This is a genomic window from Ensifer sp., assembly GCF_035999135.1.
Taxonomy (GTDB): domain Bacteria; phylum Pseudomonadota; class Alphaproteobacteria; order Rhizobiales; family Rhizobiaceae; genus Ensifer.
In genome coordinates this window covers 13,399-33,733 of the sequence record NZ_DASYGZ010000064.1, presented here as the reverse complement: position 1 = coordinate 33,733, position 20,335 = coordinate 13,399, and the positions used below count along the sequence as shown (strand labels likewise).

General features: G+C 62.5%; 20 protein-coding genes and 1 pseudogene. 6 read left to right on the top strand and 15 right to left on the bottom strand.

The features are described from left to right. From VGO12_RS07115 to VGO12_RS07095, 5 genes and pseudogenes are all read right to left on the bottom strand, one after another. Positions 1-146 (bottom strand): annotated as a pseudogene (locus VGO12_RS07115) (cytochrome c1); the annotation flags it as partial. Positions 147-178: 32 nt separating this feature from the next. Then, entirely contained in the window at positions 179-1,459 is a 1,281-nt protein-coding gene (locus tag VGO12_RS07110) for a cytochrome b (protein WP_327512022.1), read from the bottom strand. 14 nt (positions 1,460-1,473) lie between these two features. After that, a complete protein-coding gene (gene petA / locus VGO12_RS07105) occupies positions 1,474-2,052 on the bottom strand; it encodes a ubiquinol-cytochrome c reductase iron-sulfur subunit (RefSeq protein WP_327512021.1) in 579 nt (192 codons plus the stop codon). Positions 2,053-2,421: 369 nt separating this feature from the next. Continuing rightward, complete coding sequence (locus VGO12_RS07100) at positions 2,422-4,287, bottom strand: ABC transporter ATP-binding protein (RefSeq protein WP_327512020.1); 1,866 nt, start codon at positions 4,285-4,287, stop codon at positions 2,422-2,424. A gap of 120 nt (positions 4,288-4,407) precedes the next feature. Beyond that, positions 4,408-6,261 carry an ABC transporter ATP-binding protein gene (locus VGO12_RS07095; RefSeq protein WP_327512019.1) on the bottom strand — a complete coding sequence of 618 codons (1,854 nt, stop codon included), beginning with the start codon at positions 6,259-6,261 and terminating at the stop codon, positions 4,408-4,410. A 483-nt stretch (positions 6,262-6,744) separates the two neighbouring features. Here VGO12_RS07095 and VGO12_RS07090 point away from each other — a divergent pair, with 483 nt between their 5' ends. Further along, the gene (locus tag VGO12_RS07090) at positions 6,745-7,209 is read left to right on the top strand and encodes a tRNA (cytidine(34)-2'-O)-methyltransferase (protein ID WP_327512018.1); all 465 of its coding nucleotides are present in this window, start codon (positions 6,745-6,747) and stop codon (positions 7,207-7,209) included. Positions 7,210-7,249: 40 nt separating this feature from the next. Here the strand turns inward: VGO12_RS07090 and VGO12_RS07085 are convergent, their stop codons facing one another. Continuing rightward, positions 7,250-7,825 (bottom strand): NAD(P)H-dependent oxidoreductase, encoded by a 576-nt coding sequence (locus VGO12_RS07085; protein ID WP_327512017.1) that lies wholly within the window; start codon positions 7,823-7,825, stop codon positions 7,250-7,252. 91 nt (positions 7,826-7,916) lie between these two features. On the opposite strand from VGO12_RS07085, the gene soxR reads away from it, so the two are divergent. Beyond that, complete coding sequence (soxR, locus tag VGO12_RS07080; protein WP_327512016.1) at positions 7,917-8,387, top strand: redox-sensitive transcriptional activator SoxR; 471 nt, start codon at positions 7,917-7,919, stop codon at positions 8,385-8,387. Positions 8,388-8,441: 54 nt separating this feature from the next. Here soxR and VGO12_RS07075 read toward each other — a convergent pair whose 3' ends face one another. Then, positions 8,442-8,702 (bottom strand): hypothetical protein, encoded by a 261-nt coding sequence (locus tag VGO12_RS07075; protein WP_327512015.1) that lies wholly within the window; start codon positions 8,700-8,702, stop codon positions 8,442-8,444. A gap of 208 nt (positions 8,703-8,910) precedes the next feature. On the opposite strand from VGO12_RS07075, the gene hemF reads away from it, so the two are divergent. Both hemF and VGO12_RS07065 read left to right on the top strand, forming a co-directional pair. Next, entirely contained in the window at positions 8,911-9,822 is a 912-nt protein-coding gene (gene hemF / locus VGO12_RS07070; RefSeq protein WP_327512014.1) for an oxygen-dependent coproporphyrinogen oxidase, read from the top strand. A 416-nt stretch (positions 9,823-10,238) separates the two neighbouring features. Then, complete coding sequence (locus VGO12_RS07065; RefSeq protein WP_327512013.1) at positions 10,239-11,708, top strand: hypothetical protein; 1,470 nt, start codon at positions 10,239-10,241, stop codon at positions 11,706-11,708. A 43-nt stretch (positions 11,709-11,751) separates the two neighbouring features. Here the strand turns inward: VGO12_RS07065 and VGO12_RS07060 are convergent, their stop codons facing one another. Beyond that, positions 11,752-11,985 carry a hypothetical protein gene (locus VGO12_RS07060; RefSeq protein WP_327512012.1) on the bottom strand — a complete coding sequence of 78 codons (234 nt, stop codon included), beginning with the start codon at positions 11,983-11,985 and terminating at the stop codon, positions 11,752-11,754. Between the two features lie 92 nt (positions 11,986-12,077). On the opposite strand from VGO12_RS07060, the gene VGO12_RS07055 reads away from it, so the two are divergent. After that, positions 12,078-12,356 carry a BON domain-containing protein gene (locus VGO12_RS07055; RefSeq protein ID WP_327512011.1) on the top strand — a complete coding sequence of 93 codons (279 nt, stop codon included), beginning with the start codon at positions 12,078-12,080 and terminating at the stop codon, positions 12,354-12,356. On the opposite strand, the gene VGO12_RS07050 is transcribed toward VGO12_RS07055, so the two are convergent. The 4 genes from VGO12_RS07050 to VGO12_RS07035 all read right to left on the bottom strand — a co-directional run bounded on the left by VGO12_RS07050 (position 12,343) and on the right by VGO12_RS07035 (position 16,530). Then, the gene (locus tag VGO12_RS07050) at positions 12,343-12,957 is read right to left on the bottom strand and encodes an ABC-type transport auxiliary lipoprotein family protein (protein WP_327512010.1); all 615 of its coding nucleotides are present in this window, start codon (positions 12,955-12,957) and stop codon (positions 12,343-12,345) included. The two genes, VGO12_RS07055 and VGO12_RS07050, sit on opposite strands and share 14 nt — an antisense overlap. Positions 12,958-13,044: 87 nt before the next feature. Beyond that, entirely contained in the window at positions 13,045-14,415 is a 1,371-nt protein-coding gene (locus VGO12_RS07045; RefSeq protein ID WP_327512009.1) for an MlaD family protein, read from the bottom strand. 110 nt (positions 14,416-14,525) lie between these two features. Next, positions 14,526-15,368, bottom strand: a complete 843-nt coding sequence (locus VGO12_RS07040) for an ABC transporter ATP-binding protein (RefSeq protein ID WP_327512008.1) — start codon at positions 15,366-15,368, stop codon at positions 14,526-14,528. A gap of 13 nt (positions 15,369-15,381) precedes the next feature. Next, positions 15,382-16,530, bottom strand: coding sequence for an ABC transporter permease (locus tag VGO12_RS07035; RefSeq protein ID WP_327512007.1), 1,149 nt, complete (start codon positions 16,528-16,530; stop codon positions 15,382-15,384). A 234-nt stretch (positions 16,531-16,764) separates the two neighbouring features. Here VGO12_RS07035 and dgcA point away from each other — a divergent pair, with 234 nt between their 5' ends. Continuing rightward, a complete protein-coding gene (gene dgcA / locus VGO12_RS07030; protein ID WP_327512006.1) occupies positions 16,765-17,748 on the top strand; it encodes an N-acetyl-D-Glu racemase DgcA in 984 nt (327 codons plus the stop codon). Here dgcA and VGO12_RS07025 read toward each other — a convergent pair. From VGO12_RS07025 to VGO12_RS07015, 3 genes are all read right to left on the bottom strand, one after another. Beyond that, positions 17,700-18,920, bottom strand: coding sequence for an MFS transporter (locus VGO12_RS07025; RefSeq protein ID WP_327512005.1), 1,221 nt, complete (start codon positions 18,918-18,920; stop codon positions 17,700-17,702). The genes dgcA and VGO12_RS07025 overlap by 49 nt on opposite strands. An 84-nt stretch (positions 18,921-19,004) precedes the next feature. Beyond that, a complete protein-coding gene (locus VGO12_RS07020; RefSeq protein ID WP_327512004.1) occupies positions 19,005-19,280 on the bottom strand; it encodes a hypothetical protein in 276 nt (91 codons plus the stop codon). Positions 19,281-19,370: 90 nt separating this feature from the next. Further along, positions 19,371-20,210, bottom strand: coding sequence for a UDP-2,3-diacylglucosamine diphosphatase (locus tag VGO12_RS07015; protein WP_327512003.1), 840 nt, complete (start codon positions 20,208-20,210; stop codon positions 19,371-19,373). Positions 20,211-20,335 lie beyond the last annotated feature (125 nt).

The following is a 20,335-nucleotide window of genomic DNA, read 5'->3' as shown; positions in this document are numbered from 1 at the left end:
TCCTGCTGTTCCGGCTTGTGGATCGGATAGTGGGGCGTACCGCCGCCATGCTCCTCGCCGCCCTTGGCCTCTTCGGCAACAGCCGCACCGAGACCGAGACCAGCGACGACAGCGAGTGACAGAATGCCTGTAACAAGCTTTTTCATTGTTGTTGGTTCCTTATCAATCGCTGTTCTGATCAGGCGCGCACGGCGGCCGGCGGCACCTTGGCATTCTTCTTTTCCAACACCGCTTCGGTGATGGAATTCGGAATGCGCTTCGGCGTCTCGATCAGGCCGAGAACCGGCATGATGACGAGGAAGAAGCCGAAGTAGTACAGCGTGCCGATCTGCGACATCACGACGTAGAGGCCTTCTGCCGGACGCGAGCCGAGCCAGCCGAGCAGGATGGCGTTGACCACGAAGATCCAGAAAAACAGCTTGTACCACGGACGGTAGACGGCCGAACGGACCTTGGAGGTGTCGAGCCAGGGCAGGAAGAACAGGATGATGATCGAGCCGAACATCACCAGAACGCCGCCGAGCTTGGAGTCGATCGGGCCGACATTGAAGGTGATGGCGCGCAGCATCGCGTAGAACGGCAGGTAATACCATTCCGGAACGATGTGAGCAGGCGTCTTCAGCGCATCAGCCGGAATGTAGTTGTCCGGATGGCCGAGGAAGTTCGGCTGGTAGAAGACGAACCAGGCGTAGATGATCAGGAAGATCGAAACGCCGAGCGCATCCTTCAGCGTCGCGTACGGCGTGAAGGGAACGGTGTCGGTCTTCGACTTGACTTCAACGCCGGTCGGGTTGGTCTGGCCCGTGACGTGCAGTGCCCAGATGTGCAGGACGACGACGCCAGCGATCATGAAGGGCAGCAGGTAGTGCAGCGAGAAGAAGCGGTTCAGCGTCGGCTGGTCAACGGCAAAGCCGCCGAGCAGGAACTGCTGGATCCATTCGCCGACGAGCGGGAACGCGGTGAAGAAGCCGGTGATAACGGTCGCACCCCAGAAGGACATCTGACCCCAGGGCAGAACGTAGCCCATGAAGCCGGTCGCCATCATCAGGAGGTAGATGACCACGCCGAGGATCCAGAGGATTTCGCGCGGAGCCTTGTAGGAGCCGTAGTAGAGACCGCGGGCAATGTGCAGGTAGACGGCGATGAAGAAGAAGGATGCGCCGTTGGCGTGCATGTAGCGCAGCAGCCAGCCGTGGTTGACGTCGCGCATGATCTTCTCGACCGAATTGAAGGCGACGGTCGTTTCAGCGGCGTAGTGCATGGCAAGCACGATACCGGTCAGGATCTGTACGATCAGCATGACCGAAAGCATGGCGCCGAAGGTGTAGGCGTAGTTCAGGTTCCGGGGAACCGGATAGCTGATGAAGCTATCGTGGATCAGGCGCGGCAACGGCAGACGGGAATCAACCCATTTCTCAATGCCAGTCGTCGGCGTGTAGGTTGAATGTTCAGCACTCATTATCAGTAGTCCCCTCAACCGATCTTGATAACTGTGTCGGAAACGAACGCAAAGGTCGGCACATGAAGGTTCTCCGGCGCCGGACCCTTACGGATTCGGCCGGCCGTATCGTAGTGCGAACCGTGGCAGGGACAGAACCAGCCACCGAAATCACCGGCCTGGCCGAGAGGCACGCAGCCGAGATGGGTGCAGGAACCGATCATGACGATCCAGTTTTCCTTGCCCTCGCCGGCGGAGCGATCGAGGTCGCTTGCGCTTGCGTCGGCCGGAAGGTTGGCGTTGCGCGCAACCTGGTCCTTCAGCTCGTCGAGCTTGACGGCCTTGGCCTCCTCGACTTCCTTCTCCGTACGATTGCGGATGAAGATCGGTTTGCCGCGCCATTTCGCCGTCAGCGACATGCCGGGCTGCAGGCTCGAAACGTCAACCTCGATCGAGGCGAGCGCGAGCGTGGATGCATCCGGACGCATCTGGTCGATGAAAGGCCAGGCGACAGCACCGGCGCCGACGACGCCTGCCATACCGGTAGCCAGATAAAGGAAGTCGCGGCGAGTGGGCTCGCCCAAGGCCTCGCTTGAAGTGTCGTGTTCGCTCACGGCTAAACCATCCTCTCACGCAATATTGCGGAAACCGCATCCGCCCCCGGCGAAATTCCTGCCCCTTGCGGTTTGATCCAGGTCAAGGAACCACGCCCTATTCATAGTGCTGACGCCCCCGCCGGTTTGCGCCTGCAAACACGACATCGGCACCAGAATCAGGAAAAACTCTGCGCGCGCACGGCTCGCAGAATCCCCGTCAATCCGGCGCGTTCTATGCTTGATCGCAAATTATGTCCAGCCTTGACAAGGGGATGTGGGCAGATTGTCGCGGGGAAAAGCGCGGCCAATTGGCACAAGGACTTGACGGTCACCAGATCGACGGAATTTAGCCCCGTCAGGTGGCCTTCGGGCCACCTGCAAACCGTCCTATTCGGCCGCTTCGTCGCGGGCGAGAAAACCGCCCGACTGGCGCGTCCAGAGGCCGGCATAAAGCCCGCCGCGGGCGACAAGCTCGGTGTGGGTGCCCTCCTCCACGATCCTGCCCTTGTCCATGACGACAAGGCGGTCGAGGGCGGCGATCGTCGACAGGCGATGGGCGATCGCCAGCACCGTCTTGCCCTGCATCAGCCGGTCGAGATTGGACTGGATCGCGGCTTCGACTTCCGAATCGAGCGCCGAGGTCGCCTCGTCGAGCACCAGGATCGGTGCGTCCTTCAGCATTACCCGCGCAATCGCGATGCGCTGGCGCTGGCCGCCCGAAAGTTTCACGCCGCGCTCGCCGACATGGGCGTCGAAGCCCCGGCGTCCGCGCTGGTCCTGCAGGTCGGCGATGAAGTCGTAGGCCTCGGCCTTGCGGGCAGCGGCGATCAGTTGTTCCTCGTCGGCGTCGGGCCGGCCGAACAGGATGTTGTCGCGGATCGAGCGGTGCAGCAGTGACGTATCCTGGCTGACCATGCCGACCTGCGCGCGCAGGCTCTCCTGCTTGACCGTGGCGATATCCTGCCCGTCGATCAGGATGCGGCCGCTTTCAAGGTCATAGAAGCGCAGGAGCAGATTGACGAGCGTCGACTTGCCGGCGCCGGAGCGGCCGACGATGCCCACCTTTTCGCCCGGCCGCACGACCAGCGAAAAATCGTCGATGACCCGTTCGCCCTTGCCATAGTGGAAGCGGACATTTTCGAAGCGTATCTCCGGCTTGTTTACGGCAAGCTCGGTCGCATCGGTGTGGTCGACGAGACCGATCGGCAGCGAGACGAGCTCGGCGGAATTCTGGATCGTGCCGATGTTGCGCATGATCGAATTGAACTGGGTCATCATGCGGCCGAGCAGCATGTTCAGTCGCAGCACCAGTGCCAGCGTGAAGGCGACAGCGCCCGAGCTGATCGCACCGCCAAGCCAAAGGTGGATGGAATAGACGGCAATTGCCGTGATCATCAGACCGGAGAGCAGCGCCAGCGACGCCCGAACGGCCGTCAGAAGGCGGGTAAACGGGATAACCGCCCGCTGGAAACGGTCGAAGCCGGAGCGAATGTAGCGGTCGTTCTCCTCGTCGCGGCCGAAAAGCTTCAGCGTCTGGATGTTGGAGTAGGCGTCGACCATTCGGCCGTTCAGCATCGAGGCCATCTCGGCGGTATCACGGGCGTGCTTGCGGATGCGCGGAACGAAATGGCGGGCAAGCAGAAGGAAGATGGCGATCCAGAAGGCGACCATCGCCGCCAGCCGCCAGTCGAGTTGCGCCACCAGCGCCATGGTGGAGGCGGTGTAGATGACGATGAACCAGACGACCTGCAGCAGCGAGACGATCAGGTCGCTCGTCGCCTGTGCACCGGACCAGACCTTGGTGACGATCCGCCCGGAAAAGTCGTTCTGGAAGAAGGTCAGCGACTGGCGCGCGACATGCACATAGGACTGCCATCGCACCAGATTGAGAAACCCCGTCGTGATCGATTGCTCCTCGACAAGGGCCGCCAGCGACACCGCCACGAAGCGAAAGACCAGCACGGTCAGGAGCATGAACAACAGTTCGGGTCCATTGACCGCAATCAGCCCGCTCCATCCTGCCTCGGGCTTCACCGTGTCGAGCACGTCGACAAGCCGGCCGACGAAATAGAAGAGCCCTGCCTCCAGCATGGCGACGAGCCCGCCGAGCACCGCCATGGCGATGAACGGCCCCTTGGCCTGGCTGGCATAAAACCAGGCAAAGCCCATAAGCGATTGCGGCGGCTGCAGGCGCTCGCGCGGCGCGAACGGCTTGATCCAGTTCTCAAAAAGGCTGACGATGGCGCTGAGCATGGTTCCGATATAGGCGGTCCGGCCGGAACAGCAATCGGTTTTCGCACAATTGCAGATTACAAATGCGTAACGTCTAAATCAGCGACCCGCCCGTCGTTCGACCGGCGGGCCGCTTTGCGCCTATTCGGCTGCCTCTTCCTTCTCGACGTCGTCGGCGATGAAGCCGCCGGACTGGCGAGCCCAGAGGTCGGCGTAGAGCCCACCCTTGGCGACGAGTTCGCCATGCGAGCCGGTCTCGACGATGCGTCCGGCCTCGAGGATCACAAGCCGGTCCATCTCCGTCAGCGTCGACAGGCGGTGGGCGATCGCGATCACCGTCTTGCCCGCCATCAGCGCGAAGAGGTTTTCCTGGATCGCCTGCTCGACCTCGGAATCGAGCGCCGAGGTCGCCTCGTCGAGGATCAGAATCGGCGCATCCTTGAGGAACACGCGCGCAATCGCGATCCGCTGGCGCTGGCCACCGGAGAGCTTGACGCCACGCTCGCCGACCTGGGCATCGAGACCCTTGCGGCCCTGGTTGTCCTCGAGCCCCTGGACAAAGTCCCAGGCGTTCGCCTTCTTGGCGGCCGCAATGATCGCCTCGTCGTCTGCTTCGGGGTGTCCATAGGCGATGTTGTCGCGAATGGAGCGGTGCAGCAGCGAGGTATCCTGGGTGACGACGCCGATCTGGGCGCGCAGGCTGTCCTGCGTGACGGTGGAAATATCCTTGCCGTCGATCCGGATCGCGCCGTCCTCGAGGTCGTAGAAGCGCAACAGCAGGTTCATCAGCGTCGTCTTGCCGGCGCCCGAGCGGCCGACGAGGCCGATCTTTTCACCCGGCTTGATGTCGAGCGACAGGTGGTCGATGACGCCCTTGGCCTTGCCGTAATGGAAGCGGATGTGGTCAAAGGCGATCGCGCCCTTGTCCGCCTTCAACGCCTTGGCGTCCGGTTCGTCGACGATGTCCTGCGCCTTGGTCATCATGCCGATGCCGTCATAGACCGTGCCGATGTTTTCAAACAGCGCCGACACTTCCCACATGATCCATTGCGACATGCCGTTGATGCGCATGGCGAGACCGACAGCGATCGCGATCGCGCCGACCGAAATCGCGCTCGTCAGCCACAGGTGAATGCCGAGTGCGGCAATGGCGAAGAGCGCAATCGAGTTGTTGGCATAGACGAGGATGTGAAACAGCGTCACCTTGCGCATCTGGCGATGCACGGTGCCCAGGAAGCTGTCCATGCCGTCGCGGGCATAACCTTCCTCGCGGCCCGCATGCGAGAACAGCTTGACCGTGCCGATATTGGTGTAGCTGTCGACGATCCGGCCCGTCATCATCGAGCGCGCGTCCGCCTGCTCCTTGGAGATCTTCTGCAGCCGCGGCACGAAATAGCTGACGATGCAGATGTAGATCGCCAGCCAGACGGCAAGCGGGATCACCAGCCGCCAGTCGGCGGTTGCAACGACGGCAAGCATCGTGACGAAGTAGCTGACGACATAGACGAAGACGTCGAGGATCTTCATCACCGTTTCGCGCACCGCAAGCGAGGTCTGCATCACCTTCGTCGCCACGCGTCCGGCGAACTCGTTGGCAAAGAAGGTCATGCTCTGGCGCAGCAGATAGCGGTGCATCTGCCAGCGGGCGATCATCGGATAGTTGCCGAGCAGCACCTGGTGCATGATCAGCGAGTCGATCGCGACCAGGCCCGGCAGGCCGATGAGCACGAGCGCGCCCATCCAGAAGAGCCTGCCGCCCTCGGCGTCGAGGAAGGTGTCGCGGTTTGCGCTCGACAGCCAGTCGACCATGTTGCCCAGGAACTGGAACAGCGCCACTTCGCCGATGGCGATCAGCGCGGTGCAGACCGACATGATGATGAGCCACGGCGCCGCCGGCTTGGAATAGTGCCAGCAGAAGCCGAAAAGGCTTTTCGGCGGGAGCGTGGGCTCCTCCGCCGGATAGGGATTGAGGCGGGATTCAAACCAGCCAAACATTGCATTGCTCCTTCAGAGTATTTTGAAGGAAAGCGGGTTCCCCCGCGTTCTTATGATGAAAAAGTCAGTCCGGAAATGCCGCCCGCAAGGGGGCTTCGTCTTCCGGAGTTCCGGAAGCGCGTCGATCTCGTTTAAAAGATAGGTCGCGGAACCGGTCAGGCCAAACGGTGGCCCATTACTCCAGGAAGGCGTGTCAACATCCATACAGTCATGTTTGCCTCCGTCGGTTCGCGTTGAAGAGGACCGATCTCTACCCGTATTCGCGCCGACACGCCAGATTGTCGCAGGCAGTTTCGTGCCTATTTTTTCACCGCACAATCCTCTGTTGCCGTTGAGGCACAGATTAGCGCGGCCGAAATGAACGTTGGGCAGATGGCGGCTGGTCTCGCTGCCGAAGGCTGGATCGAGCCGGCATTCGATGCCATAGGAGGAGCCGAAACCGACATTCGTTCCGCCACGACCCCCCGGAGCAGCTTGAGCCCCATGAGCACCCTGCGCATCGCCCTTTATCAGCCCGACATTCCCGGCAATACCGGCACGATCCTGCGCATGGCCGCCTGCCTCGGACTTGGCGTTGACATCATCGAGCCGGCCGGGTTCGACATTTCCGACCGCAACCTGAAGCGCGCCGGCATGGACTACATCGCTGCGGTCGCGCTCAGCCGTCATGTCAACTGGGATCGGTTTGAAGAATGGCGCAGCGGCGCAGGGAGACGCCTGGTGCTCGCGTCGACCAAGGCCGCCCTGCCCTATACGCGCTTCGCGTTCCGGCCGGATGACATCCTGCTCTTCGGCCGCGAGAGCGCCGGCGTGCCCGATCACGTGCACGAGCGCGCCGACGGCCGCATTCTGATCCCGATGGCCGAGGGCCAGCGCTCGCTGAACCTCGCCATCTCGGCGGCGATGATTTCGGGCGAAGCGATCCGGCAGGTTTCGCAGTCTTCCTAGGGAACCCATCCTCACCTCCCGCCGTATCGTGAGCGGCCCGCTACGCCGCAACCTCGTTGTAGGGCGCCGCCTTGCGCGCCTGCTTCAGCACACGCGCCCACCAGGTCAGGCGATCCATCATTACGAACAGGGGCGCGCGCAGTTCCTCGGGCTTGTAGAGGTTGCCGGCGGCATCGAATTTCGACCAGGCTTTTGGTAGCGCGACACCGTCGCGCAGCGTGACGGCGTGCAATTCGCCAAAGACCTGCCGCAGCTGCTCGACGGCGCGAATGCCACCCGACGCGCCACCATAGGAAACGAAGGCGACGGGCTTGGCGTGCCAGGGCTCATAGACCGAATCGATCAGCTCTTTCAGCGCCGCCGGATAGCCGTGATTGTATTCCGGCGTGACGACGATGAAGGCATCGGCTTCCGCGATCTTGCGCTCCAGCCACTCGCCCGGATTGACCGCAGCGCCAAGGCCCCGCGAGGTTCTGAGCCGCGCCGGGTCGATGATCGTCAGATTGAAGATCTCCGACGTCGAGAGTTCCCGGATCAGCCAGTTGGCGACCGTGTCGCAGAAGCGACCCTGGCGCGCGCTGCCATAGATCACCGCGAGGGTCATTTTTTCAGTCATGGGGCAAGCTCCTGTTGTCGAATTCGACCGTTGTCGAATTGAGGGAGCCAATGCTATAAAACCTCAACATTAGTTGAGGTCAATAGTCATCATGACAGTTGTGAAAAGCAGTGAATTGCGGCGGGAGCTGACAGTGGGCGAAGTGGCGGAGCGCAGCGGCGTCGCCGTCTCGACCCTGCACTTCTACGAGGCCAAGGGACTGATCCGCAGCAACCGCACCCGCGGCAACCAGCGCCGCTATCCGCGCGGCATCCTGAGGCGCGTCGCCGTCATCAAGGTTGCCCAGCGCACCGGCATTCCGCTCTCGGAAATCCAGGACGCCTTGTCGGTCTTGCCGGACGATCGTCCGCTGACGGTGGAGGATTGGGGCAGATTGTCCGAAAACTGGCGCGAGCAGCTGAACGAGCGTATCGCCAGCCTGATGGCGCTGCGCGATCACCTGACGAGCTGCATCGGCTGCGGCTGCCTCTCCTTGCGCGAATGTCCGCTGCGCAATCCGCACGATGTGCTGTCGATGGAAGGCGCCGGGCCGCGGCTGATGGATGACGACGGCCACCCGTAATCGCCGGCGCGTCTGCGCTGAGGGTTCGGCTGGATCTTGCTGAAAGCGGTGGTCTCAGTCGGCTGTCGGCAGCCGGCGCATGGTGAACTCGATTTCGTCGCCGTCGAGCAGGCGCCAGCTTTCGACTTCGGTCCAGTAGGCGGCCTTCGGCCAGGTATCGAACCATTCGCGCGCCTTTGCGCGGGCAGCACTTCGATCGAGCCGAAAGGTTTCGCGCACGAAAAGGCCGTCGCCTCGTGTCGGATTGTCCCGGCGATGCCGGGCGATCTGCCGCCGCAAACCATCGAGCGGCGGAGCTGCGGGTATTCTTGCCATGGGCCATACCTCTGACGGATAAGATAGTGGCGCGATCAGCGCTTTGCCAGAGCTATGTGAGGGACACTCGGCGGCGGACTTCCGCGTGCGACAGACTGCCCGATACGGTAAACCGCCGTTGCCATCGTCGCGAAAGTGTGGCCTGTGGCGAAATCAATCGAATCGGCCGCTCTTTGCCAGAAAAAGCCGCCTACAGGACGACATTTCCATGGAACGACCGCAGCTCCCGCAGGGCCTCCCCGCAGATATCGAAGTCAAGAAGGCGGAGGCCCGCGCCTGGTTCGAGGGACTGCGCGATACCATCTGCACCGCATTCGAAGCGATCGAAGACGACCTGACGGGGCCGCTGTCCGATCGCGCCCCCGGCCGTTTCGTCGCCAAGGACTGGGCCCGTGAGGATGGCAAGGGCGGCGGCGGCCGGATGTCGATGATGGAAGGCCGCGTGTTCGAAAAGGTCGGCGTCCATACCTCGACGGTCCACGGCGAATTTTCGCCGGAGTTCCGCAACCAGATCCCGGGTGCAGCGGAGGATCCGCGTTTCTGGGCCTCGGGCATTTCGCTGATCGCCCACCCCGTCAATCCCAATGTGCCGGCGGTTCACATGAACACCCGCATGGTCGTGACCACGAGCAACTGGTTCGGCGGCGGCGCCGACCTGACGCCGGTGCTCGACCGGCGCCGCATGATGACCGATCCGGACACGCAGCTCTTCCATCGGGCAATGGAAATCACCTGCAGCCGTCACGCCGTTGCCGACCATGCCAAGTTCAAGAAATGGTGCGACGACTATTTCTTCCTTCCGCATCGCAGCGAGGCCCGCGGAACCGGCGGCATCTTCTATGACTGGCTGCATTCGCCTCAGGAACAGGGCGGCTGGGAGGCGGATTTCGCCTTCACCCGCGACGTCGGCAAGGCCTTCGCCCTCGTCTATCCGAAGATCGTGCGCACCAACTTCAACACGCCGTGGACCGAGAGCGATCGCGACGAACAGCTCGTGCGTCGCGGCCGCTACGTCGAGTTCAACCTGCTTTACGACCGCGGAACGATCTTCGGCTTGAAGACCGGCGGCAACGTCGAGTCGATCCTGTCGTCCCTGCCCCCGGTGGTTCGCTGGCCCTGACGACCTCTGCGGCCTGACTGCCTTTGAACGTCCGGCCAGTCGTCCTTCCTGATTGAAGTGTCGGCAGATTGAATGCCGGCAGCCGGTGCGCACGTTTGACGGCCACGCACCCTCCCAGCCTGAAACACCAGCCGCCACGCCAGGCTATCTGCCGGTGCCGACGCGCGGTGTCGCACGCCACGTTGTGAAAAATCCTGCAACCTATTGTTCTCGGCCCGCCCCATAAACATCTATGGGACGTGGCGTCGGCCAAACGTCGCACGCTCCACAGAACACGCCGAGCCGCCTTACCCTGCCCAGACCCTCAACAGCCCACCTCGACCCGCATTTCCGGACTTTAGACAGGATCAAGGTCGCAGCAGCGGGCCCACGATGGCAGCACCGGCTGGCCCAACACGAGCAAGAAGGGAGGATGCATGTCCAAGGGGAATATGTCACCGACAGGTGCCCAGCGCCCGCGTCGTTTTCGCACCTGGCTCAAGCGATCAGCGATCACGATCGCGGTGTTGCTCGTCGTTATTCTTGTCCCCCTTGCCTACATCCTCTATCCGACCTTGAAATCCTATCCGCAGGCTCCCGTCGAGGCCGCGGCTTCGCAGCGGGAAGGCAACCTGCAGGACCTTGCCCAGCTGCGCCACCTGCCCGATTTTGACCGCAGCTTCTCGCCCGAATCCAGGGCGGCATTCGCCCAGGCCCTGACCGCGATGGAACAAAGCGCTGGAAGCCTGGACCGGGCCGCGCTTGCGATGGGCGCGGCAAAGGCCGTGGCGCTTGCCGACAACGGTCACACCAACGTCGTCGGGCTTGCCGGTGGCCAGAGCTTCAATGCCGTGCCCATTCGCCTCGGCTGGTTTGCCGACGGCCTGTTCGTGGTTGCCGCTGCCGAAGACCAGGACCGCCTGCTCGCCGCCCGGGTTCTCGGCGCAAACGGCAAGACGACGGACGCCCTGGTCGAAGCACTGCGCCCCTATGTCGGCGGCCCCGCCAATCTTGCGAGGGAGTTCGCGCCGAACTTCCTGATTTCGCCGGAACTCCTCCATGCGGCCGGTCTCGCCGAGACGGCGGAAAGCAGCCGCTATGACCTGCGCCTTGCCGATGGCAGCCCCCTGTCGGTCACGCTCGACGCACGTGCGGGCACTCCGGGACCGCACAAAGGGAATATCTGGCCAGCCCGTGACCTCAGCCCTGTCGCCCGCGCCGGCCAATCACAGGAATGGCGGCACGTGCTCGACGGCGCGGCGCTGCCGGCCTATCTCGCCCAACCGGATCGCAACTACTGGCATTCCTACCCGGAAGCAAACCTGCTCTATGTGCAGATCAACCGTGTCAGGGATCAGCCGCCAACCCTCTTGTCGCAATACCTCTCTGACGTGCTGGACGAAGCCAAGAACAAGCCCATTCGCAACGCGGTCGTCGACCTGCGGTTCAACAACGGCGGCAACTACCTGCTCTCGGCAGACTTTTCCCAACGTCTGCCGGATATCCTGCCCACGAACGGGCGGCTGTTCATCCTGACCGCCGGCAACACGTTCTCTGCCGGCATCACCACCGCCGCGTGGTTGAAATTCTACGGCGGCGCGCGCGTTACCATCATCGGCCAGAGCGCCGGTGACCGGATGCAGTTCTGGGGCGAAGGCGGCACCACCGTCCTTCCCCACTCCAAGCTCGCGGTCCGCTACTCCACCGGCTTTCATGACTGGGAAAACGGATGCAGCCTGTCGCAACTGAGGACCTGCTTCCTGCTGAACTATATCTATGGCGTGCCGGCGGGCAGGCTGGAGCCGGACATTGGTGCTCAGCCGACCTTTTCGGAGTATATCGCCGGAAACGACCGGGCAATGTCAGTGGTGCGCGATCAGCTCGCGGCCGTCGGACCATCAGGCTAAGGCTGGCGACGACGCCCGATTTGAGACCCGCAGGGTGCGGACTTCACTTGCAGATCCGAACCTTCTTCAAGATGATCTTGCCATAGGCGCCGTAGGTCTTGACGGTCTTGACGACGCAGGTCTGCCGGCCGCCATAACTGTAGTTTCCCGCCTCGGCCGCTGAGCCGCAGGCAAAAGTCAGCGTCGTCGCCAGAGCCATGGCGAAGAAGGTGCCGCGCATATGTGTCCCCGTATGCTTGTTGTCGCTGCGACGAACCCGTCGCTTGGCTGTACCCATCGCACGCTTCAGCATCCGGCGCTGTTTCGAACGAAACAATCGAACAAACCGCGCGAACGGGCGTTTCATTCCCGTCAAGCGAGGTGGAGACGATGGTTTTCAAGAAGCGGACTTTTTACGGGGACGAGCCCGAACGGTTGATACCCGAACAGCCGGCCGAACTGGAGCGCACTGTCGCTGATCTGCTGGCGGTGGTGCCTGGCCTCGACGCATCCGACGTCACGGTAACGGCCAAGGGCAACACGATCTTGCTGGCAGGCTTTGTCGCCAGCCAGGACGAGGTGAGACGCGCCGAAGAGGCGGCAGAAGGCGTGCCCGGCGTTGCCGAGGTGCTCAACAGGATCGAAGTCGTCGCGATCAGATCGAACTGAGCGTCCAGCTGACGATCTCGGCTGAAACGCTGGCGAAGGCCTGGTCCATGGCCTTGACGAAGGCCGGATTGCCGGCGCCCTTCACACCGACCGTGGCGCGGAAGGCTTTCTGCGCCCGGACGGTTCCGTTGCGATCGTTGAGGATCTTCGCAAAGATCTCGACGACAGCAGTGTCGGCGCCTTCGGTGGCAATCTCGAAGGCACGGATCTCGGTGATCACCTGGTAGTCGATCGCAAGGCCCTGGCCGGGCTTTCCGACGCCGCCGATCTTCCCGGTGTCTTCGAAGGCCTGAACCAGTTTCGATTGCACAAGCCTCGGGAGGCGGTCGCTCCACTGCGCCTTCGACAGATATTGCAGTTCTGATCCCGACAGGCGGATGACCACCTGGTCGCTGTCGAGCGCCTTCAGCGCCGTCGGCTCCGGCACGAGGATCTGCTTGGCGCTTGAGGCGCGCCCTTCGACCACGGGCGAAGCGGAAAGGCTGAACGTGTCATTGGTGGCGCGGGTACCGCAGCCTGCAATGCCGGCTGCCAGCACGAAAATCAGGGCGGAGCGCCACGCTCCCGTCACTCGCACGCCCACCAGCCCTGAAAAACTCATACTGCCAATACCCTTGTCCCACACACCCTGGCGCGCTCTTCAACAAAAACACACCGCCCGGCCCCACGCCGGCTGTGCCCACCCGACTCAGCGCCGGGTGCGGCCATCATATTGTTTTACCGTCTCGCCGCCAAAGAGAAGACGCTGCGGATCCTTGTCGAACGTCGAGATCGTGTTCTCGAGACTTTGGACGGTACGGCGCGTATCGGTCACCAGCGCCTCGACGTCGCGCAGGCCCGAGCCCGAGAAGCGCTTCAGGTTCTCCGCAATCGGGCCGATCTGTGCATTGAGATTGTCCGCCATCTTGCGGAACGAGGCGAGCGTCGCGCGGGCATCGGCCGAAAGCGACGGCGCGTCTGCATCCCCGAGGAAGCCGTCGACCTTGGCGAGAATGCTGTCGACCCGGTTCGAGGCGGCGTTCAGCTTGCTTGCAAGCTCGGTCACATTGGTAATGGTGTGATCGATGTCCTGCTGGCGGGCGGTAATCTTCTCGGCGAATGCCGAGATATTGGCGACCGTCTTGCGGGCGTCGGCGGTTGCAGCCGAGATATCGTTGACGACCAGCTCGACCTTCTGCTTGTCGACGGTTGCCACCAGCGTATCGACCCGCTCCAATGTCTTCTGCGCGTTCTTGCCGAACTGGTCATAGGTTTCGACGGTGCGCCGGAAGGCCGTGAGGGTTTCGGTCACGCCACCGGAAGCCGCCTTCAGGTCGTTGCTGATCTGCTCGACGTTCGAAACGATATGGTCGATCTTCTTCGGATCGACAGATTTGACCAGCGTTTCGGCCGAAGCCAGCGTCGAATCGAGTTTCTTGGAGGCGGCGTTGATCGAGCCGGAAAGCTCGGTCACGCTCTTGAGGAAGTCGTCGATCGCGCCGGAGTTCTTCGCCAGCGCATCGGAAAACGTCTCGGCGTTGTTGATCGTCTTGGTGAGCGGCCCGCGCACGTCGGTGACGAATCCCTGGATGTCGGTGATGGCGCTGTTGGCCCGGTCCATGATCTGGTCGGCGGTTGCAAGCAGGCTGGTGACGCTCGACTGGTCCGCCAGGATGCGGGCCTGCGTGCCTTTCTCGATCGCGGTCTTGAGGATGTTTTCATCGCCCTTGTGGCCGCCGCTGAGCTCGATATAGGCGGCACCCGTCAGGCCCTGCACTTCCAGGGTCGCCTTGGTCGACTTCAGCACCGGCGCATCGATGGAGACCTCCGTCAGCGCCAGCGAATAGCGCGGATCGTTGGCATCGATCGCCAGATTGCGCACGGTACCGACGGCGATGCCGTTGAAGCGCACAGGCGAGCCCACCGACAGACCGTTGGCAGAGCCCGGAATGTTGACCACCAGTTCGACCATCTCGCCGCTGCGGCCGTACTGCGACATCCAGTAGACGAAGCCGAATGCGGCTGCGATCACGAACACCGTGAAGAAACCGACAATGGCGTAGTTCGCTTTCGTTTCCATTCGTACCGACTACCTTCGTGGCCGCTTCACCGGCTCTTCCTCCGATCCTGACGTCGCAACATCAAGATCGCATCCAAACATCAACCGTTGCGCGCGGTCGTGATCGTTGTTCACGATCGTGATCGCTGTTCACGATCGTCATCGCTCCTGACGATCGAACGTGCGCGCTTGCCACGGAAATAGGACTGCACCCAGGGGTCGTCGCAGGCCAGCATGTCTTCCACGGTGCCTTCCACCAGCACCTTCTTCTTGCCGAGCACCGCAATGCGGTCGCAAACGGAAAAAAGGCTGTCGAGGTCGTGAGTCACCATATACACGGTCAATCCCAGCGTGTCGCGCAGCTTGGCGATCAGCTCGTCGAACTCCGCAGCGCCGATCGGATCAAGACCCGACGTCGGCTCGTCCAGGAAAACCAGATCCGGATCGAGCGCGAGCGCACGCGCAAGGGCCGCGCGCTTGATCATGCCGCCCGAAAGCTCCGAGGGATATTTTTCCGCCGCCTCCGGCGCCAGGCCCACGAGCTCGATCTTCACCCGCGCCAGTTCGTCCATCAGGCTCTGCGGCAGGTCGAGATATTCGCGCATCGGCACCTGGATGTTCTCACGCACCGTCAGCGCCGAAAACAGCGCGCCATGCTGGAAGAGAACACCGAGGCGCATGTCGAGCGCGATGCGCTCGGCCTCCGTGATGCTGTCGTAGTCGGCTCCGAGAATCTCGATCTTGCCGGAACGCTTGGCAAGCAGCCTGAGCACGGTGCGCATCAGCACCGACTTGCCGGTGCCCGAGGCGCCGACGAAGCCGAGGATCTCGCCGCGGTAGATTTCGAGGTTCAGCTTGTCGAGCACGATGTTTGAGCCGAACCCGACCGTCAGGTCGCGAACGGAGAGCACGGATTCCTGTCCGTTGGCTTGGCTCGCCTGGAATTCCTCGTGCCTTTTTTCGACTGGATTCACGCTGATTGCCGCCTCAAAAATCGATTGCCGCGTAGAAAATGGCAAAGAGCCCGTCGATGAGGATCACCACGAAGATCGACTTGACCACCGAAGAGGTCACGTGGCGGCCAAGCGATTCGGCACTGCCGCCGACCTTCAGCCCCTCGACGGCGGCGACAACCCCGATGATCAGCGCCATGAACGGCGCCTTGATCATGCCGGCGGCGACCGACGAGAAATCGACCGCCTCCTGCAGACGGGCAAGGAAGGTCGGGATGGTGATACCCGAATAGCCCCAGGCGACAAGCGCCGCACCGACGAGGGCCGCGAAGTTCGCGATGATCGTCAAGAGCGGCAACGCAACGGTGAGTGCCACCAGCCGCGGGAAGACGAGAACGCCGATCGGGCTCAAGCCCATCACTTTCAGCGCATCCACTTCCTCGCGCATCTTCATCGAGCCGATTTCGGCCGTGATCGCGCTGCCGGAGCGGCCGGCGATCATGATCGCCGTCAAAAGCACGCCGATTTCACGCAACTGCAGAATGCCGACAAGATCGACGACAAACACTTCGGCGCCGAAATAACGCAACTGGAACGCACCCTGCTGCGCGATGATCGCGCCGATCAGGAACGACATCAGCGTGATGATCGGCACGGCCATCACGCCCATCCGGTCGATCTGATGAACGATTGCCGCCGGCGACACCCCGCTGTGCCGCCCAAGCTTCAGCTGTGCGCCGCGCACCGCGGAGCCGAGGATGTACATGGCCGCAACGATATCGTCCCAGGTCGCAACCATGGCCTCGCCCAGTGGGGCGAAAATACGCTGGAACAGCGGCACCTTCTCGTTGCCGCCCTCGGGCGAACGCAGTTCCGCCGGCAGGGCGTCGATCAGTTCGACATAGCGCTGTCCACCGTCGGTAAAATGGAGTTCGTCACGCGAGGGGCCCGCAACCTTGGTCATGAAGCGGCGGATGATCCAGGCGCCCGCCGTGTCCATCGCCGTGACCCCGGAAAGATCAAACTGCCTGACGCCGCCGTCCTTGCGGGCAAGGCCATCCAGTTTCGCCGCCATCGCCTCGGCCGTCTCGTGCCGCCAGGCGCCGGTAAAGACGTAGCTTTGCGCACCGGCACTTTCGGCCAGCGCCACGTCGGCGGTTATCTTGCGGGCGGGCTGCGACACGTGGTTTCTGTTTTCCCGATTTGCAACCGCATAATCCCTAAGGCCGAAAACGGATTTGGGGACAAAATTATGCAGCAGGCCTAGTGTGTTACAGTGCTCTTTCCGTTCGACGGCATCACGCTGTAAAGATTCGTAAAACCTTAACCCCTCATAACGGCTCGCACCGTTGCTGTCACCCGAACGTTCGGCCGGCGACGACGCCATGCCCTCAGTTTGCACGCCGGAGACGCTTTCATGTCACTTTCCCTTGACGCAACCGTGGAACATTTTCCGATCGCAGGCACGTTTACGATCTCGCGTGGCTCCAAGACGACCGCAAGCGTCGTCACCTGCAGGATCAGCGACGGTATAAACGCCGGTTTGGGCGAATGCGTTCCCTACGGCCGGTATGGCGAATCGATCGATTCGGTCCTCGCCGAGATCGCCGCCATGCGCCCGCACATCGAGGCCGGCCTCTCGCGCGCGGACCTGCAGCATGACATGAAGCCCGGCGCCGCCCGCAATGCCATCGACTGCGCCCTCTGGGACCTGGAAGCGAAGAAGAAAAAGACGCCTGCGCATGTGCTTGCGGGAATTTCTTCGCCTGAAGCATTGACGACGGCCTACACGCTGTCGCTGGCCGAGCCCGACGCCATGCGCGAGCAGGCCGCGAAATACGCGCACCGTGCCCTTCTGAAAATCAAGGTCGGCACGCCCGATGACGCTGCCCGCATTCGCGCCGTTCGAGCGGGCGCGCCGGAAAGCCGCATCATTCTCGATGCCAACGAGGGGTGGACGCCAGACACGCTTGCCTATCACTTCGCAATCTGCGCTGAGGAACGCATCGACCTCATCGAACAGCCGCTGCCGGCGGGCCGCGACGAAGCGCTGGCGACGATCGCCCGCCCGGTTCCCATCTGCGCCGACGAAAGCGTGCACGCCACCGGCGATCTCGCCAGCCTCGTCGGCCGCTACGACGCGGTCAACATCAAGCTCGACAAGACAGGTGGGCTGACCGAGGCCTTGCGCATGCGCAGACAGGCCGACGCGCTCGGCCTCAAGGTCATGGTCGGTTGCATGGTCGGAAGTTCGCTGGCGATGGCGCCGGCAATCCTGGTGGCCCAAGGCGCTGCCTTCGTCGACCTCGACGGGCCGCTGCTGCTTGCCGAAGACCGCACGCCAGGCCTGCGCTACGAGGCGTCGCTGGTCTTCCCGCCGGAGCCGCGTCTCTGGGGCTGAAGATACCAGGCGGCAATCGCAAAGCAGCAGCCGGCAAACGCGACCACCGACATCGAATAGAAGCCGTTGACCCCGTACCAGGCATAGAAATAGCCCGACAGGAACGTCAGGATCGCCGTAAAGATGCCGGTGTAGAAGAAGTAGAGCCCCTGGGCCGACGCCTCCTGTGATTCGACCACGCGTTCGACAAGCTTGTGCTGCATACCCGTATGCATGATCGCATAGGTGAAGGCGTGGAAGCACTGGAGAATGAAGTAGCCGCCAAAGCCAAGATCCATCGGGAAGATGATCCAGCGCACCACAGCGAGGAAACAGCCCGACAGGATCATCACCCAGACGCTGAAGCGGCGGCTGATCGATTTGGCGAAGACGAACATCGTCACTTCCGCCGCGACCCCTGCGCTCCAGAGAAGGCCGATCTCGGTGCCGCTGTAGCCGATGTGCTGCCAGTAGATCGCCGAGAAGGCAAAGAGCATCGCATGGCTGGCATTGACCAGCGTCACCCCGATCAGGAGCAGTTGCAGGTCAAGCTGCCGCAGCGATTTCGGCGGCGGCTCGGTGAGCGCCGTGATCGGTGACGGCCGGCGCGGCTTGCCGACCCGCGGAGCGGCGTAGGCCATGGCAATCGTCAGGCCGAAGCCGATCGCCATCGCCGGCAGCACCATGTCGGTGCCGATGAGGCCGACCATCCAGCCGCCGAGCATGGTCGCGCCAATGAAGGCGACCGATCCCCAGAGCCGCATATGCGCGTAGTCGAAGCCCCAGCGCCTCACACCCGACAGCGCAATCGCCTCGACGATCGGCACATAGGGCGAGTAGACGGCCGATTGCAGCGTGTAGATGATCAGGACCGGCCAGAAATCCCGGAAATAGAACAAGACCAGCGCCGTCGCCAGCGACAGGAAACCGGACCAGATAAGCACGATTGCCCGCTCGCCGAGCCGGTCGGCAATGACGCCGGCAATCGGCGCGGTAATCACGCGCACGAACATCGGCAACGCCAGGACGACACCGATCTCGAAATCGGTCATCGACAGCGTGCTCAGCCACATCGGAAAATATGGCATCGCGAAGCCGTTGACGATCAACGGCGCGCAAAAGAGCAAAGCGATGCGAAGCGCGAAATGGCGCGGCGGAGGGCCCACGGATGCGGGCGCTTGGGAGGGAATCATAGGCTGACCTGATGGCTGTAATCCATGTCTATCACAGCCCGGGCTCGCCCCGCCATAACCTAGTTTTCGCGACAGGTTCTTCGTTCAGTCCTTTGCCCCGTTGTGCGCTGTGCCATTGTCCGATGTCACCTTGTCCGCGTCATAAAGATACAAGGTCAGAGCGAAGGGCTGCCGCTCGCCCCAGGCAATCGCCTCGTGCACGGAGATGCCGTCCCTGCGGGCGCAGTCCACGGCTTGCCCCGCCTCCTCCGCCTGGTCGGCATCCGGGCAGCTGTTGTCATGCTCGACCGGCTCGACAACGGCATTGACGCGCTTCCAGCGATAAGGGCGGACGCGTTGGTCGATAATATTCCAGATCATCTGCACCGTTCCGGCCTGTTTAAGGGACTGAGCGCCCGAGGCTCGGCGCGCCCCGGGGACCGGAATGGATGCAACAGGGTGTTTGACGGGTTATGCCGCGCGTTGCGTCAACAGTTGCGCAAGAAGCTTGTCGGCTTCGGCAGAAACCTCGCCTTCACTGGCACCGCCGCGCATCTGGTGCCAGGTGATGAGCTCCATCGTTCCGTCGAGATGCTCGGCAATCGCCGTGCAGCTTTCCACCCAGTCGCCGGTGTTGACGTAGCGGATGTCGCCGATGTCCTCGATCACGGCGTGGTGGATATGGCCGCAGATGACGCCCTGGCAGTCGTAGCGGCGGGCCTCTTCGGCCACCACCTTCTGGAACTCGCCGATGAAGTTGACGGCATGCTTTACCTGGAGCTTGGCCCAGGAGGAAAACGACCAGTAGGGCATGCCGAGGCGGCGGCGGACGGCCGCGAGGCCGATATTGATGGCGATGGCCGTGTCATAGGCCCAATCGCCGAGATAGGCGAGCACGCGGGCATTGCGCACGACCACGTCGAATTCGTCGCCATGGAGCACGAGGTATTTGCGCCCGTCGGCCCCTTCGTGGATATGGCGCTGGGCCACCTCGATGCCGCCGAAATGCACACCCGGAAAATCGCGCAGGAACTCGTCGTGATTGCCGGGAATGTAGATGATGCGGGTGCCCTTGCGGGCCTTGCGCAAGAGCTTCTGAACGACGTCGTTGCAGTTCTGCGGCCAGTACCAGCTACGCTTCAGCCGCCAGCCATCGACGATGTCGCCGACGAGAATGATCGTCTCGGCGTCATGATGCCGCAGGAAATCAAGCAGATAGTCGGTCTTGGCGGCCTTCGAGCCGAGATGGACGTCGGATATGAACAACGTCCTGAGCTTCCGTACGGAGTTGTCTTGCAGCGCCGCCATCATGCCAGCCTCGTCTTCGTTACGCTTTCTGTCACCGTGAAAACCAGACTCGTGTTTCAGGAAGATGACATGAGCATTGCGACCGCTCCGCGCGCCCCAAGAATTCACAGGCGCAAAAACTGTACCTC